Origin of the sequence: Pedobacter alluvionis, assembly GCF_003664035.1 — a bacterium.
In the GTDB taxonomy this organism is placed as follows: domain Bacteria; phylum Bacteroidota; class Bacteroidia; order Sphingobacteriales; family Sphingobacteriaceae; genus Pedobacter; species Pedobacter alluvionis.
The window spans coordinates 1,260,357-1,275,507 of sequence record NZ_RCCK01000011.1; the positions used below are offsets into that span (position 1 = coordinate 1,260,357).

A 15,151-nucleotide genomic window follows, 5' to 3' on the forward strand; every position below is an offset into this window, starting at 1 on the left:
GGTTATTTTAGCAAATGATTGTTATCGTCAGGAAAAACTAATATTGGATTGTATTTTTTGGCATCTTCTATTGGTAATGAGCCGTAAGACATGATGATAAGAATATCACCTAATTGCGCCAAACGAGCCGTGGCACCGTTTAAACAAATGGTTCCGGTTCCGCGTTCGCCTTTAATTACATAGGTTTCGAAACGCGCACCATTATTATTATTTACAATCTGCACCTTCTCATTAGCGATAATGTTAGCTGCATCCATTAAATCTTCATCTATCGTAATACTGCCGACATAGTTCAATTCGGCTTGTGTTACCCTAACACGGTGTATTTTCGATTTTAATATTGTGATAACCATTTGGCAAAGTTAGTAATCAGTTTGGAGTTTCACACTAAAGGAAGATGTAATATGGAAAATGGATGATAGTTGGTCGTGTACATCATGAAAAGGTTCATAGATGATAGCTTCAGGCCCTTGCCATCAACTATAAGACGATGAACCATTAATCTTATCCCTCTTCCATCTTACCTCTCCCATTTTCCATCACTTTATAATCATATTATCGATCAGTCTCGTTGAGCCTACCTTTGCAGCAACAAGGGCAACAAGATTATTTTCATCTTTCGATTTAGCGGGTTCCAGCGTATCGCCATTGGCTATGGTAAAGTAGTCGAGTTCTACACCATCTAAATTATTATAGAATGATTTTGCTTTGCTTTCTAATTCTTCTAGTGAATATTCATTAAAATGATCGATCACGAACTGCAGAGATTTACTAAGTACCAATGAATGCTTGCGATCGCTGGCTGATAAATGGATATTGCGGCTGCTCATGGCCAGGCCGTCATCTTCTCTAATTATCGGGCAGGTGATAATGGTAATAGGCAGCTTAAAATAAGCCAGCATATTCTTGATCATCAGTACCTGTTGAAAATCTTTTTGCCCGAACATGGCCACATCAGGCTCAACGGCATCGAACAGTTTTTTTACAATCTGTGTTACCCCTTGATAATGGCCTTTCCTAAATTCGCCTTCCAGTAAAAATTCGGCATTGCCTAAATCAATATGCCAGGCTTCATCTGCTCCGGCCGGATACATTTCCTCCACATCGGGCATAAACACGCCATTACAGCCTGCGTCTTCGAGCATCGCTAAATCGTGCTCAATGGGACGGGGATATTTCTCTAAATCCTTCGGATCGGTAAACTGCGTTGGGTTTACGAAAATGCTGCAGATAATGATATCGGCATTTTGCTGGGCCAGTTTTATCAATGATATATGGCCATTATGCAGAGCGCCCATAGTAGGCACTAATGCTATTTTTTTAGCTGATGCTTTTAACGGCTGCAAAAAAGCCTTGAGCGCTGCTTTGGTTTTAAATATTTCCAATTTGGACAATCTAAATTAAAGCCGTAAAGGTGTAAATTAATCTAAACGAAACCAAACAAATGCTTGCTATATTGATAAATAGTATTATTATGCTTACCTTTGCAGCTCATTATCTTTTATTTAACTTAATATTTTCTTAGAATATGGAGATGGCAAAAACGAAGCTGCTGATTGTTACACACGAGATGTCGCCTTTCCTCGAGCTTACTAAAATTTCTGAAATTACGCGCCAATTACCACAGGCTATGCAGGAAAAAGGATTCGAAATCCGCATCTTGATGCCAAAATTCGGTAACATCAACGAAAGAAGAAATCGTTTACACGAAGTAATACGCTTGTCGGGAATGAACATCATTATTGATGACAACGATAACCCTTTAATCATTAAAGTAGCCTCCATCCCAGCTGCACGCATGCAGGTTTATTTCTTAGACAATGAAGAATATTTCCAACGCAAACAGGTATTTAAAGATGCCAGCGGAAAATTCTTTGATGACAACGATGAACGTACAATTTTCTTCTGCAAAGGTGCATTGGAAACGGTTAAAAAATTAGGTTGGGCACCGGATATCGTTCACTGCCACGGCTGGATGAGTGCATTGGTTCCTGCTTATATCAAAACTACTTATAAAAACGATCCTACTTTTAAAAATTCTAAAGTAGTGTATTCTATTTATGAGGATGGCTTTACAGAAAAGTTAAATGCCAATTTCGCTACTAAAGCGATAATGGCCAATATGACTGAGGATGACACAAAAGCATTTTTACCATCTGATTGCGACAGCATGCACATCGGCGCTATAACTCACTCAGATGCAGTGGTTTTAGCGGATGAAAACTTAAGCAAAGATGTGTTAAAATTTGTTAAAGATTCCAATAAACCAACATTAGCTTTTAACTTAACCGAGAATTTTGAAAACTTCTATACTTTTTATGAAGAAATTTCAAATGATGAATTGGTTTCAGTAGCTTAATCAGGTATTATTATTTAAAATATGAAATTTACAAAACAAGACTTATTAACCCTGTTGATAGGTCTTTTTCTTTTTGCATCGTGTAAAAACCCAGATGGTGTTGGTTTAGATGTTGATCCAAATGCTGCCATTACCGGAACCCTGGTAGTATCTCCTGTTACCACACAATTGGTTGAGGAAACTGCAGCTAACACCTTAGGTTTAAACCGCTATCCACTAGGTTACATGACTGATCCTGTTTTTGGCAAAACAGAAGCTGGTATAGCCATGACTGTTTATCCAGTGAGCGCCAGTTACGATTTTGGAACCGCACCTCAGCTTGATTCAGCTGTTTTAGTATTAAAATTCGATGAATCCAGCACGTTAACCAAATTTTATGGCGATACCACTAATTCTAAATATAGTATAGATGTATTCCAACTGACCAATAAGGTAACCAATTATAAAAGTTCAGATATTCAAGCCATCAACAATACTTTATTGGGGAATTTTACAGGCAAATTGGCACCAAATACCAAAACAAAAGTATATGATATTGTCACTGGCAAAGCTGATACTTTAAAAACTGTACCTGCACAGATCAGAATTCCTTTAAATAAAGCATTCATCCAAAATGCCATACTCAATCAGGGTACAGCAGGAACCGCAACTGAAACTAAGTTTATAGAATCTTTTAAAGGTTTGTACGCACAAATCAATAAAACATCTTCTACAGGTGTTGGCGGAATTGCATTCTTCAACTTTTCGGGAACTGACTCTTACCTGCAACTGGTTTGGAAAAAAACGAACTCCTCTAATGGCGTAGATACCACAAGTGTAAATTTCCCTATCGGAAAGCTGGTTCAAAACTCTACTGGAGGTGCTTCAATTTCGGGAGTAGCAGCCAATATTAAACACGATTACACAGGCACAGAAATACAAAAACAAATTGATGTTCCTACTCCAACAGATCCAACTCAACAATATAACGTAACTTATTTACAGGGTTTGGCGGGTGTAAAAACCATGTTAAAGTTCCCTGAATTGACAACATTTACCAGCACATACGGAAAAGCAATTATCAATAAGGCAGAGTTAGTTGTAGAGATTGGTGAAAATGCGCCAGCATACCCTTTTAATGCTGCTCAACGACTTTCTTTATACCGTTGGGATATTGCACACCAGCCTGCAGACCTACCTGATTTTACAACATTTTCCAGCACCCCAGCACTTTTTGGTGGTTATTTCGATTCGTTAAAGAAACGTTATATTTTTGTCGTAACCAGTTACGTTCAGAGCTTGATTGATAAAAACATTGAAGATTACGGCACATTCCTGGCTCCTACATCTTATACCGATTTTCAGAGAGTTTCTAGTGCTACTTCTGCTGAAAGATCCATTATAGGCGCCAGCAATGCAACTGCAAATAAGATAAAACTGAATATTTATTACACTAAAATTAATTAATGTTTTTAGTGTAATCGTAAAAACTCCTGCCAGCAAAACCGGCAGGAGTTTTTTTATATCATTATTTTAAGGCAAAGAAATAATAAGTGCATAAAAAAAGCTACCTGATGAGCGCTAGCTTTTTTATGCATTTTAGCCTTTAATTAAAACGGAAGATCTCCATTTTCATCTGACGGGCCGATTGTAAATTCATCTTCAATTTTAGTTTCAGTGTTTTGATGGGTTGGCGTTGTCGGACTTTGCTCAAAATCGCTTTTTCTGCCTAACATGGTAAAGTTTTCGGCCACAATTTCTGTTACATATTTTTTAACCTTTTCTTTATCTTCAAAGGATCTTGTTCTTAGTTTGCCCTCTATGTAAACTAATTTGCCTTTCTGCAGGTATTTGGAAGCAACTTCTGCTAAGCCACGCCATAACACAATATTGTGCCATTCTGTTTGCTCTACTCTCTTACCGTCTTTGTTGTATGTTTCCGAGGTAGCTAATGGGAAACTGGCTACGGTTACGCCACCGTCTAAATGTCGCACTTCAGGGTCTTTGCCTAAATGGCCTACTAAAATAACTTTGTTAATCCCAGACATAAATATTTTTGGTTAGTTTTTCGTTTTCTAAATGCGCGCCAAACAAGATGGTTAGTTACTCCATTTTGTCCTTATAAAAATATTCCAGAACAAAATCATGGATTACTTTTGGCTGCGGTAACTCATCTAATTTACTTAAAGAAACCCAATTAAGTTCCTTTTGTTTATTAAAGTTAAATATATAATTTTTTAATGCAAAAAATTGTATATGGATTATTTGGTGAGTTAACAGGTGCTTTTTTGTGCTGATCAACATAAAATCTGCACTGCTCCCGAAGGTATTTTTCACCATATCGGCGAAAAAGCCGCCATCTGCATCTTCAGGTATAAGCGTTTCTATACTTGGAAAATCGTATAAATGCTGCCAAACATCTCCAGCCTGCCGTTCTCTTACCAATACCTGTTCTCCATCAAAACAAACAAAATAATTAATATAACGGTGCTTTTGCGCCGCCTTTTTTAACTTAACAGGTAGCTCATTTACCATTTTATGGTTAAAGGCGTAACAGGTTTGGTTAAGCGGACAAATACCACAATTTGGCGATTTAGGCTTGCATTGCATGGCCCCAAATTCCATTATTGCCTGATTGTAAAGGGCAGGATCATCCTGATAAAGCAGTTCATTTGCTAAAGTAAAAAACTCCTTTTTCCCTGCCGGAGAATTGATTGCGGTAGCAACGCCATAATACCTGGAAAGTACCCGGAATACATTTCCATCTACCACCGCACGCGCCTCTCCAGACGAAAAAGAAGAGATTGCAGCAGCTGTATATTCGCCAATTCCCTTTAATTTTATGAGCTCATCATGCAGATTTGGGAAGATTCCATGGTAATCTTTCACCACAATTTGAGCAGTTGCATGCATATTTCTTCCCCTCGAATAGTAGCCCAATCCCTGCCAAAGCTTCAAAACTTTTGCTTCGGTAGCATTGGCAAAATCGTTAACAGTAGGAAAATTCTCTAAAAATTTATTGAAATAAGGAAGGCCCTGCTCTACCCTTGTTTGTTGTAATATAACCTCTGATAACCAGATGGTATAAGCATCATTGGTATGCCTCCAGGGCAGATCTCTCTTGTTAAGCCGATACCAATTGATGAGTTCATTTTGAAATGTCATTACTGCAAATTACGGTCTATTTATCCGATTAAAAAAAAACTTGCAATAGCCTGATAAGTCTAGTGATAAAAAAATCATCTTTTATTTCCCTATCTCATTAAAAAGCAATACTTTTGCAACCCCAAAACAGTAGTAATATTAAAACATAATATATAATAAATAATAAAATATGACTAAGGCAGATATTATTTCAGAAATATCAACAAAAACCGGAATTGAGAAGGTTGATGTACAGGAAACAGTTGAGGCATTTTTCAAGGTTATCAAAACCAGCATGATTGGCGGTGAAAATGTATACGTTAGAGGCTTCGGGAGCTTTGTTGTTAAAAAGAGAGCGCAAAAAACTGCGAGAAATATCTCAAAAAACACTGCAATAATTATCCCTGAACACTTTGTTCCCAGCTTTAAACCAGCAAAAGTATTTGTTGATAAAGTGAAAAGTAATTCAAAAAAAATTAACGTAGAAGCCTAAGTCTTATATATATGAATAGCAACATCAGATCAAAACAAACCATTGTTATTGGAGCGATTGTATTGCTTGTTGCATTCTTATTTACAAGAGACATTAAGGGTTTAGTTAAACCAACTGAAGAAAATGGGAAAATGCCTTCAAGTGGCCCAATGGCCGGAGCAGCTTCTCCATCTACAGCATCGGTATTAAACCTCGAAACTTCGTCTACAGCTGCAAAGAATGTGATCAATAAAAATTTGGCCACAGATATTACAGCTTTAGAAAATAGCTACAAAGGCGCAAATGGCGCAGAAAAGATTGAACTTGCTAAACAACTGGCTCAGAAATGGGATGATGTTGAACAAATTACTCCATCTGCCTTATATTTAGAAGTTGTTGCCGAAGGCGAACCATCAGCAAAATCGTGGTTAGCGGCCGGAAATCAATTTATAAAAGCTTTTGAAAGCACACAAGATAGCATAGCGCAGCCTGCTTTATTGCAGAAAGCCAATGTATCTTATAAAAATGCATTAGAGAAAGACTCTACAAACATTGAAGCTAAAACAGGCTTAGGTGTAACGATAGTAAATGGCTTGGGCGCACCAATGCAAGGTATTGCAATGTTGCTGGAGGTTGTGGCTAAAGAACCTAAAAATGTAAAAGCGAATATGAATTTAGGATTGTTCTCTATAAAATCAGGTCAGTTTGATAAAGCAATTCCTCGTTTTAACACGGTAATTGCTATAGCTCCAACCCCTGAAGCCTATTTTTATTTAGGAACAGCTTTAGAAAATTTAGGCAGAAATAAAGAAGCAGTAAATGCTTACTTATCAAGCAAAAAATTAGCGGCTAACCCAACCTTAGCATCATTCATTGATAAGAAGGTGGCTGAACTAAAGAATAAAAATTAATTAACAGATTAATAAAAACATTTAAAACTTAAAACTATGCCAAGCGGTAAAAAAAGAAAGAGACATAAAATGGCTACCCACAAACGTAAAAAACGTTTAAGAAAAAACAGACATAAGAAAAAATAGTTTCTTATTTTGATTAAGCCAATTAAACCTCATAGTAAACACTATGAGGTTTAAACAATTTATATGATTTTTTATTATATATGTTTCTGGCTATATCACTGTTTTATTTACTATCCATTTGTTAATGGGCGAAAGCCTTAAATCTGTAGCTGTTGGTAAAAGAATTAATTATCAATTCGACTCCTGCCGGAGTTACCATAGCATTGATTGAAGACAAACAACTTGTTGAGCTTCACAAAGAACAAATCAATATTAACTACGCTGTAGGCGATATTTATTTAGGCCGCATTAAAAAAATTATGCCCGGCCTGAATGCTGCTTTCGTGGATGTTGGTTATGAAAAAGATGCTTTTTTGCATTACTTTGATTTGGGCCCACAGGTGCAATCTTTAATTAAGCTAACGAAGATCAAGCGTAATGGCTCGGTTACAGGCACATTATTAGACAATTTAAAGCTGGAAGCCGATATTAATAAGGCAGGCAAAATTTCTGATGTGCTCAGTAAAAACATGCTCCTACCTGTACAAATTGCCAAAGAGCCAATTTCTACAAAAGGTCCGCGTTTAAGTTCCGACATTTCGATTGCCGGCAGGTATGTGGTACTGGTGCCATTCTCCAATACCATATCTGTATCAAAAAAAATTAAAAGTAATACCGAACGTAATCGTCTAAAGAAGATTATTGAAAGTATTAAACCTCAAAATTTTGGGGTCATTATCAGAACCGTTTCTGAAGGCAGAGGAGTTGCCGAAATGCAAAAAGATCTTTTAGATTTAATTGCTAAATGGGAAAATTTCATTAAAAAAATGCCTTCTACCGAACCTTCTAAAAGAGTTTGGGGAGAAATGGACAGATCATCAACGTTAATTCGTGATATTCTGAACCCTGATTTTACAAACGTTTACGTAAGTACACCAGAGCTGTACGATGATATCCGTTCTTATGTTCACGATATTTCTCCTGAAATGGAAAAAATCGTTAAACTGTACAAACAGAAAGAACCCATCTTCGATCATTTCGGTGTAGAAAAGCAGATTAAAAATGCTTTCGGAAAAACAGTAAATTTACCAGGTGGTGCTTACCTTGTTATTGAGCACACTGAAGCACTGCACGTAATAGACGTGAACAGTGGAAACCGTACTGCCAGTAAAGAAAATCAAGAAGAGAATGCTTTACAGGTAAACAAAGAGGCGGCTAAAGAAATTGCCCGTCAATTGCGCTTGCGCGATATGGGCGGTATTGTGGTAATCGATTTTATCGATATGCACAAACCAACAAACCGTAAAATACTATTCGATTATTTGCGTGAGCTGATGTTATTGGATAGGGCCAAACATACTATTTTGCCTCCTAGCAAATTTGGTTTGGTACAAATTACCAGACAACGTGTTCGTCCGGAAATGAATATTGTTACGGTAGAAAAATGCCCCGCCTGCGATGGGACCGGAGAAATTAAAGCGAGTATCATTTTAATGGATGATATTGAAAACAACCTTAATTATATTTTAAGAGAGCAAAATGAAAAAGGTGTTACACTTTGTGTACATCCATACATTGAAGCTTATATTACAAAAGGCATTTTCAACCTTCAACGCCGCTGGTTCTTTAAATATGGCCAATGGATTAAAGTTAAAGCGCAGTCATCGTACCATTTAACTGAGTTTCACTTTATCTCTGCTAAAGACGAAGAGATTAAATTATAACTTAAAAAATTAACTGAAAGCCTGGATTTTAATCCGGGCTTTTTTGTTTAAGTAAATTTAAACCTAAAATATTAATTAAGCGCCTTACTAAGTTGTGCTTAGATGACTTAGATGGTCATTTTTTTTGGAAAATAACTGTCTAGTGCATTTTGGTCACTTAGTCCTGCTATCCCTCCAAGTCCTCACTCATTCTTCGCTCCGGGCTTTCCGTTCTATCAGGTTTATCAACAAAGGTTCTTCATTTCATAGTGATGTTTCAAACCTCGCAGGTTTTGAAAAGCTACGAGGTTTAACGTAAAACGCGATTCGGGCAAACGATTAATTGTTCAAAAAAATAAAAACACTTTCAATCCTGAAAGGTTAAATTCGTAATCTAAAATTTTAATCAATTGGCAAAATCAAAAAGTGCATTTTTCTGTCAGAGCTGTGGCTACGAATCGGCAAAATGGTTGGGTAAATGTCCGTCATGTAACCAATGGAATACCTTCGTAGAAGAAATTGTAGAAAAAAGCTCAGCATCTGTTCCAACCTGGAAAAGCGACACCGCAAGCCGTAAGCTAAGCAAGCCAAGCAAGGTTGATGAAATCCAATCGTCAACCGAGCGGAGAATATTAACGGGCGACAAAGAACTCGACCGTGTTTTAGGCGGCGGTTTGGTAGAAGGATCTTTAGTATTGATCGGTGGCGAACCTGGCATTGGGAAATCGACCTTAATGCTACAGTTGGCCTTAAATATAAAAGGGAAAAAGTTATTATATATTTCGGGAGAAGAAAGCGAACAGCAAATCAAAATGCGGGCCGAAAGGATTCAGGAAAGCCCATCTTCTAACTGTTATATCCTGACAGAAACTTCAACGCAGAACATTTTTAAACAGATTGAAATTTTAGAGCCAGAGATTTTAGTTGTAGATTCTATCCAGACTTTGCACTCCTCTCATATAGATTCAACTCCAGGCAGCGTATCGCAGGTAAGAGAATGTACAGCCGAATTATTGCGTTTTGCAAAAGAAACCGGTGTACCAGTTTTCCTTATTGGCCACATTACTAAAGATGGTGCCATTGCAGGGCCTAAAATACTCGAACACATGGTTGATACGGTTTTGCAGTTTGAAGGCGACAGGCACCATGTTTATCGCATTTTAAGATCGATCAAAAACCGATTTGGAGCAGCGGCAGAATTGGGCATTTACGAGATGCAGGGAAGCGGCTTAAGAGAAGTCTCCAATCCTTCTGAGATTTTGTTGTCGCAGCGTGACGAGGAGCTGAGCGGAATAGCTATAGCTGCAACCCTGGAAGGCGCCAGGCCGATGTTAATTGAAACACAGGCCCTGGTAAGTTCGGCAGCATACGGAACCCCTCAACGCTCTGCAACAGGTTTTGATACCAAAAGAATGAATATGCTCCTGGCTGTTTTAGAAAAACGCTGTGGCTTTAGGTTAAGTACACAGGATGTTTTCTTAAATATTGCTGGGGGGATTAGAGTAGAAGACCCTGCAATTGATCTGGCTGTATTAATTGCCATCATATCATCGCATCAGGACATTGCCGTATCTTCCAAAAATTGTTTCGCTGCAGAAGTAGGTTTGTCAGGAGAAATAAGAGCGGTAAACAGAATCGAACAACGCATTGCTGAAGCAGATAAATTGGGTTTCGAAACCATTTATATCTCTAAATACAATTTAAAAGGAATTGCCATAGAAAAATACAATCTTGAGATTAAAGCTGTAAGTAAAATAGAAGAAGTATTCGGTCTTGTTTTTGGATAAATAAGAAGTGGGGAAATAACTCAACAACATTCCTCATAAAGAAGATAATATTCTACATTTCTACAATTTTATCTGCTATCAATAAAACTATTACACGAAATATAAAATACTGAATATAAGATAATTACACAAAACTAAAAGGAATATTTTCGTTTTGGTTGCTGGTTTGCCATAAAGTTAGATGTATATCATAGCATTTGATCTACACAATTATAGGGATGATTTTCCTCGTTAACGGATGTTAACGAGGTTTTTTGTTTTCAGTATTTAGAAAAATTTTAAATAACTTTGATTAGATCATAACCGGATAATTATAAATTCATGAAAAAAATCATTCTAAGCTTGAGTTTTTGTCTTTTGACGGCACTTTCATTTGCTCAAACCGCATACACAGGTCAAAAATTTGGAGAAGAAGTTAAACCAGGTGATGTAAAACCAGCTGCCAGGATGGAAGCTGCAATGGGCGACAAAAAAACTGTCGATATGAAAATTGAAGGCAGAGTGGTAGATGTATGTAAGAAAAAGGGTTGCTGGATGACATTAGAAATGCCTAATGGTGATCCAATGCGGGTAACTTTTAAAGATTATGCTTTCTTTATGCCTATGGATATTGTTGGCAAAAAAGTAGTTTTGGATGGCTTAGCAAAAAAACAAACAATCTCTGTAGAAACTTTACGCCATTATGCTGAAGACGCTAAAAAAACTCCTGAAGAAGTAGCTAAAATTACCGATCCTAAAAAGGAACTGGCTTTTGAAGCTAAAGGGGTGGTGATTTTGGATAAATAACAAGGAGTAAGAGGAGAAGAAGTCCAGAGGTCGGAAGTCTAAAGAGCTAAATTTTACTAAATAAATTACCAATAATAATATCCTATAGGAAAGTCGTCATCTCTACTGAAGCGTAGCGAAATGGGGAGATCTATAATAGATTTCTCGACTGCGTTGCACTCCGCTCGAAATGACGACATTCTAAACAAAAGATAAACCCCGATACAGATTCTGTATCGGGGTTTATCTTTTATGGGTTTGAGGTTATAAAACCCAGTTCCAACCAAATTCGTCGGGTGCTAAGCCATAACGAATATCGTTCAGTTTTTTTGCAATGCCATTAGAAATATGTCTGGTTGACGGATCGGTCAATTTATAGATCTGACCATTATAGCCCATTTCGCCTACATGCGTTACTGTAGCTGCAGTTCCTGCGGCAAAAGCTTCGGTTAAGCTTCCGTTTTCAACTCCTTCAATTACTTCTTTAACAGAAACCCGACGTTCTTCAACTTCTACTCCGGCCTCTTTAGCCAGTTTAATAATGGTATCACGCGTAACACCATCTAAAACAGTACTGCGTACTGATGGCGTAACTAGTTTACCATTAATTACAAAAATTAAGTTGGCTGTTCCGGCTTCTTCGATAAATTCATGGGTTACTGAATCTGTCCAGATCAATTGATCGTAGCCTTCTTTTTTAGCTTGTTCGAAAGGATATAACGAACGTGCATAATTTCCGGCAGTTTTGGCAAAGCCGACACCGCCTTCATCCGCACGTGTAAATTCAGTTTCAATTTTAACCTTTAATGCACTACTATAATATGGGCCGGTTGGTGTGGTTAGTAAAGCAAATTTATAGGTATCAGATGCCTTAACACCCAAATAAGGATCCATGGCGAACATTACCGGACGGATATACAAAGCGTAATCTTCCTGATCAGGCACCCATTTCTCATCAACATTAATCAAAGCAGCCAAACCTTGCATAAAAATTTCTTCAGGAATACCTGGCATCGACATCCTTGCAGCTGATTTGTTAAAACGCTCGAAGTTTTTATCAGCACGGAATACACTGATCTTTCCATCTGGTTGGCGATAAGCTTTTAATCCTTCGAAAATCGCCTGTCCATAATGAAGCGCGGAAATTGCCGGACTCATTGGAATCGGGCCATAAGGAAGAATCTGTAAATTTTTCCATTCGCCATCTTCATAGTCGGCAGTAAACATGTGATCGGTAAAAACCTTACCGAACGGTAATTGTGAAAAATCAGTAACAGTCAAACGTGTTTGATCTGCCTTTGTGATTTTTATATCTAATGTCTCGGTCATTGTATTTGAATTTTGAATGGATGAACGTTCGAATGATTGAGTGTTTTACCCGCTCATTCTCTAATTCAATAATTCACTCATTCTGTCATTAATTATTTCGTGCAAATTAAGAAAAAACAGCCTTTTTTAATAGCTTTTTGCAATATTAATCTTTGTTTTTGAGTGTTTTAAGTACACTAAGCACCCAGCCTTTGCCCCACTCTTCCATTTGCTCACCAGTCCATAGAAATGGATAAAAGATTCTTTTCTGAAAACGCGGAGGCAGATACTTTTGCCAATTGGTTCCACCTGTTGCCGCAATATCAATCGGATCTTTCTCCAGATAACGTACAGCCGATTTGTAATGCGATAAAGGCCATTCTACATTTACATACAGGTCCAGCTTACGTAGTTCTTCGGCAAGAGCAGAAACATCTGCTCCATTGGCTTGTAATTTGTGGTATAAAGCTGAGAAATTGGTTAAAGTACGGTCTTTTGCCAGTTGTAGAAACTGTGCCGCATACTTTTTAATAAATTGCTTTAAGGTTAAGGTTTGTTTGCCTGAAGCCAGTTCTGTTGCACCGAATTTCCAGTAAATATTTTCGAATTGCTCGTCTATTGTTGCGGTACTTAATTCTTCGCGTTTGCTTTTATCTACCAATCGGATAAAATCCGTAGCACAGATCTCAATCATCCGGTACTGGCCTGACTGGAATCCACTGGCAGGCAATAACGACATACGGAATTTCAAAAACTGTTCTTTTTCCATACCGTCAACCATCACTTCAAAAGAAGTGGTTAAGGCGTTGAAATAAGCATTGATCCGTTTTATCCGTGCAGTAAAAAATTCGACAGTTAAATTTTCATGCTCTGCAATCTGTCTGCATTCGTGCAGTACAAGCTTAAAATAAAGTTCAGTAATCTGGTGATACATGATGAAAATCTCTTCATCAGGTATTGGTGTTTTAGGGCTCTGCAAGCTCAGCAAAGTATCCAAATGGATGTAATCCCAATAGGTTAAGAAATCGGCATATAATAGTCCATCAAGGTATGATGCCATATCTTGCCCCATTGCCGTATATTTTTCCTGTAGTTGGTGTAGTTTGTCTTTTATTTCGGGTGTAAAGTCCATGGTTTAAAGTTAGCTGCACAAAGGTGATAAAGATTTTGCAACAAATAACTAAATTTTATATATTTGGCTCAATGGCGATGGGGTACCGCCAAAACCGCCCAAACAGGCTGATGACTCCTACGATTTTTATTTAAAATTGAATACAAATGCCTGTTAAAAAACTAACAGAAGGATTTCTTCTGTCTATCAAACACTTTATTAAACTCGATTTCGGATTAATCTTAATGAGCACTTTAAAGTGGCTATTGATTTCTGCAATATTGGGTGGAATTATCGGCTCTGCCTCTGCCCTGTTTTTAGAAACTTTAAATTGGGCAACCGATTATCGTGAGCAACACCTCTGGATTATTGCTTTTTTACCAATGGCTGGTATAATCATTGGTTTGGCTTACCATTATTGGGGGGCAAAGGTTGTTAAAGGAAACAATCTATTGATTGAGGAATTACAATCTCCTAAGAATGTAATTCCCCTGATTATGGCGCCGCTCATTTTTGCGGGCACAATTATAACCCATTTATTTGGCGGATCGGCTGGAAGAGAGGGCACAGCGGTGCAAATTGGAGGAGCCTTTGCCGACCAGTTTACGAAACTATTTAAACTTAAAGCCAGAGATCGAAAAGTGATCCTCATTTGCGGGATCAGTGCTGGTTTTGCTTCTGTTTTTGGAACACCATTGGCGGGTGCTGTATTCGGATTGGAGGTTTTTGTAATTGGCAGTTTAACGTATAGTGCAATACTTCCTTCATTTATAACGGCAATCATCGCCGATTATGCCTGCAAAGCCTGGGGCGTTGGCCATACCCATTATTCTATAACCGCTGTACCAGAAGTGGATTCGATAAACCTGTTATTATCTTTAGGTACAGGAATTTTGTTTGGTCTTACGGCGAGATGTTTCTCTGCGTTAAACCATGGACTATCCAGCCTTTTCGCCAAAATTAAATATCCACCATTACGCCCATTTATTGGTGGAATCATTTTAGTTGCCATTATTTATCTGATTGGAAATACACGATACATAGGACTGGGCATTCCGGTTATTTCAGAATCATTTATGCAGCGAGAAGCATATTATACCTTTGCAATTAAATTATTTTTGACTGCATTTACCTTGAGTGCTGGATTTAAGGGAGGCGAAGTTACTCCACTTTTCTTCATTGGCGCCACACTAGGCAGCTTTTTGAGTTTCTTTATCCCTTTACCGCTTAGCCTGCTGGCAGGTATGGGTTTTGTAGCTGTTTTTGCAGGGGCTGCCAACACGCCTTTGGCCTGCATTTTTATGGGTATAGAATTATTTGGTACGTCATCAGGAATTTATATTGCCTTAGCTTGTGTTACTGCCTATTTATTTTCTGGCCATACGGGGATTTATCGCTCGCAAACGATAGGCGCACCTAAACATTTGTTATTGAAAAGGCATCAGTTTTTGAGGTAGCGAAGTGCGTGGGGCGCCGGGCGTACAGAAAAAAGCATTATTGTCATTCT

General features: G+C 37.9%; 14 protein-coding genes and 1 riboswitch. Of the genes, 8 read left to right on the plus strand and 6 right to left on the minus strand.

Annotated elements, in window-relative coordinates:
* Nucleotides 1-2 precede the first annotated feature (2 nt).
* Nucleotides 3-353 carry an aspartate 1-decarboxylase gene (gene panD / locus BCL90_RS13330; RefSeq protein WP_121284441.1) on the minus strand — a complete coding sequence of 117 codons (351 nt, stop codon included), beginning with the start codon at nt 351-353 and terminating at the stop codon, nt 3-5.
* 186 nt (nt 354-539) lie between these two features.
* Nucleotides 540-1,385, minus strand: coding sequence for a pantoate--beta-alanine ligase (panC, locus tag BCL90_RS13335; protein WP_121284442.1), 846 nt, complete (start codon nt 1,383-1,385; stop codon nt 540-542).
* Nucleotides 1,386-1,534: 149 nt separating this feature from the next.
* On the opposite strand from panC, the gene BCL90_RS13340 reads away from it, so the two are divergent.
* Together BCL90_RS13340 and BCL90_RS13345 are read left to right on the plus strand one after the other, a co-directional pair.
* The gene (locus tag BCL90_RS13340) at nt 1,535-2,359 is read left to right on the plus strand and encodes a glycogen/starch synthase (RefSeq protein ID WP_244094986.1); all 825 of its coding nucleotides are present in this window, start codon (nt 1,535-1,537) and stop codon (nt 2,357-2,359) included.
* A gap of 21 nt (nt 2,360-2,380) precedes the next feature.
* Nucleotides 2,381-3,805 carry a DUF4270 domain-containing protein gene (locus BCL90_RS13345; protein WP_121284444.1) on the plus strand — a complete coding sequence of 475 codons (1,425 nt, stop codon included), beginning with the start codon at nt 2,381-2,383 and terminating at the stop codon, nt 3,803-3,805.
* A gap of 143 nt (nt 3,806-3,948) precedes the next feature.
* Here BCL90_RS13345 and BCL90_RS13350 read toward each other — a convergent pair whose 3' ends face one another.
* Both BCL90_RS13350 and mutY read right to left on the minus strand, forming a co-directional pair.
* On the minus strand, nt 3,949-4,386 hold the full coding sequence (locus BCL90_RS13350; protein ID WP_121284445.1) for a single-stranded DNA-binding protein: 438 nt from the start codon (nt 4,384-4,386) through the stop codon (nt 3,949-3,951).
* A gap of 55 nt (nt 4,387-4,441) precedes the next feature.
* Nucleotides 4,442-5,503, minus strand: coding sequence for an A/G-specific adenine glycosylase (gene mutY / locus BCL90_RS13355; protein ID WP_121284446.1), 1,062 nt, complete (start codon nt 5,501-5,503; stop codon nt 4,442-4,444).
* A 169-nt stretch (nt 5,504-5,672) separates the two neighbouring features.
* Between mutY and BCL90_RS13360 the strand changes: the two genes are divergently transcribed.
* The 5 genes from BCL90_RS13360 (at nt 5,673) to BCL90_RS13380 (ending at nt 11,246) form a co-directional block, all read left to right on the plus strand.
* Nucleotides 5,673-5,975 carry an HU family DNA-binding protein gene (locus BCL90_RS13360; RefSeq protein WP_025143406.1) on the plus strand — a complete coding sequence of 101 codons (303 nt, stop codon included), beginning with the start codon at nt 5,673-5,675 and terminating at the stop codon, nt 5,973-5,975.
* An 11-nt stretch (nt 5,976-5,986) separates the two neighbouring features.
* Nucleotides 5,987-6,865, plus strand: coding sequence for a tetratricopeptide repeat protein (locus BCL90_RS13365; RefSeq protein ID WP_121284447.1), 879 nt, complete (start codon nt 5,987-5,989; stop codon nt 6,863-6,865).
* A gap of 278 nt (nt 6,866-7,143) precedes the next feature.
* The gene (locus BCL90_RS13370; protein WP_121284448.1) at nt 7,144-8,694 is read left to right on the plus strand and encodes an Rne/Rng family ribonuclease; all 1,551 of its coding nucleotides are present in this window, start codon (nt 7,144-7,146) and stop codon (nt 8,692-8,694) included.
* Between the two features lie 389 nt (nt 8,695-9,083).
* Nucleotides 9,084-10,460 carry a DNA repair protein RadA gene (gene radA, locus BCL90_RS13375; RefSeq protein ID WP_121284449.1) on the plus strand — a complete coding sequence of 459 codons (1,377 nt, stop codon included), beginning with the start codon at nt 9,084-9,086 and terminating at the stop codon, nt 10,458-10,460.
* A gap of 321 nt (nt 10,461-10,781) precedes the next feature.
* A complete protein-coding gene (locus BCL90_RS13380) occupies nt 10,782-11,246 on the plus strand; it encodes a DUF4920 domain-containing protein (RefSeq protein ID WP_121284450.1) in 465 nt (154 codons plus the stop codon).
* Between the two features lie 243 nt (nt 11,247-11,489).
* Here BCL90_RS13380 and BCL90_RS13385 read toward each other — a convergent pair whose 3' ends face one another.
* Together BCL90_RS13385 and BCL90_RS13390 are read right to left on the minus strand one after the other, a co-directional pair.
* Nucleotides 11,490-12,554, minus strand: coding sequence for a branched-chain amino acid aminotransferase (locus BCL90_RS13385; protein WP_121284451.1), 1,065 nt, complete (start codon nt 12,552-12,554; stop codon nt 11,490-11,492).
* A gap of 145 nt (nt 12,555-12,699) precedes the next feature.
* Nucleotides 12,700-13,665, minus strand: coding sequence for a tryptophan 2,3-dioxygenase family protein (locus tag BCL90_RS13390; protein WP_121284452.1), 966 nt, complete (start codon nt 13,663-13,665; stop codon nt 12,700-12,702).
* A gap of 64 nt (nt 13,666-13,729) precedes the next feature.
* A riboswitch (Fluoride riboswitch) is annotated at nt 13,730-13,792 on the plus strand.
* A gap of 19 nt (nt 13,793-13,811) precedes the next feature.
* Here BCL90_RS13390 and BCL90_RS13395 point away from each other — a divergent pair.
* Complete coding sequence (locus BCL90_RS13395) at nt 13,812-15,101, plus strand: voltage-gated chloride channel family protein (protein WP_121284453.1); 1,290 nt, start codon at nt 13,812-13,814, stop codon at nt 15,099-15,101.
* Nucleotides 15,102-15,151: the final 50 nt, after the last annotated feature.

Bases quoted from the DNA above. Each gene is read 5' to 3' on its own strand.
- panD (WP_121284441.1), bottom strand. From the start codon at position 353: ATGGTTATCACAATATTAAAATCGAAAATACACCGTGTTAGGGTAACA.
- BCL90_RS13340 (WP_244094986.1), top strand. From the start codon at position 1,535: ATGGCAAAAACGAAGCTGCTGATTGTTACACACGAGATGTCGCCTTTC.
- BCL90_RS13345 (WP_121284444.1), top strand. From the start codon at position 2,381: ATGAAATTTACAAAACAAGACTTATTAACCCTGTTGATAGGTCTTTTT.
- BCL90_RS13350 (WP_121284445.1), bottom strand. From the start codon at position 4,386: ATGTCTGGGATTAACAAAGTTATTTTAGTAGGCCATTTAGGCAAAGAC.
- mutY (WP_121284446.1), bottom strand. From the start codon at position 5,503: ATGACATTTCAAAATGAACTCATCAATTGGTATCGGCTTAACAAGAGA.
- BCL90_RS13360 (WP_025143406.1), top strand. From the start codon at position 5,673: ATGACTAAGGCAGATATTATTTCAGAAATATCAACAAAAACCGGAATT.
- BCL90_RS13365 (WP_121284447.1), top strand. From the start codon at position 5,987: ATGAATAGCAACATCAGATCAAAACAAACCATTGTTATTGGAGCGATT.
- BCL90_RS13380 (WP_121284450.1), top strand. From the start codon at position 10,782: ATGAAAAAAATCATTCTAAGCTTGAGTTTTTGTCTTTTGACGGCACTT.
- BCL90_RS13385 (WP_121284451.1), bottom strand. From the start codon at position 12,554: ATGACCGAGACATTAGATATAAAAATCACAAAGGCAGATCAAACACGT.
- BCL90_RS13390 (WP_121284452.1), bottom strand. From the start codon at position 13,665: ATGGACTTTACACCCGAAATAAAAGACAAACTACACCAACTACAGGAA.
- BCL90_RS13395 (WP_121284453.1), top strand. From the start codon at position 13,812: ATGCCTGTTAAAAAACTAACAGAAGGATTTCTTCTGTCTATCAAACAC.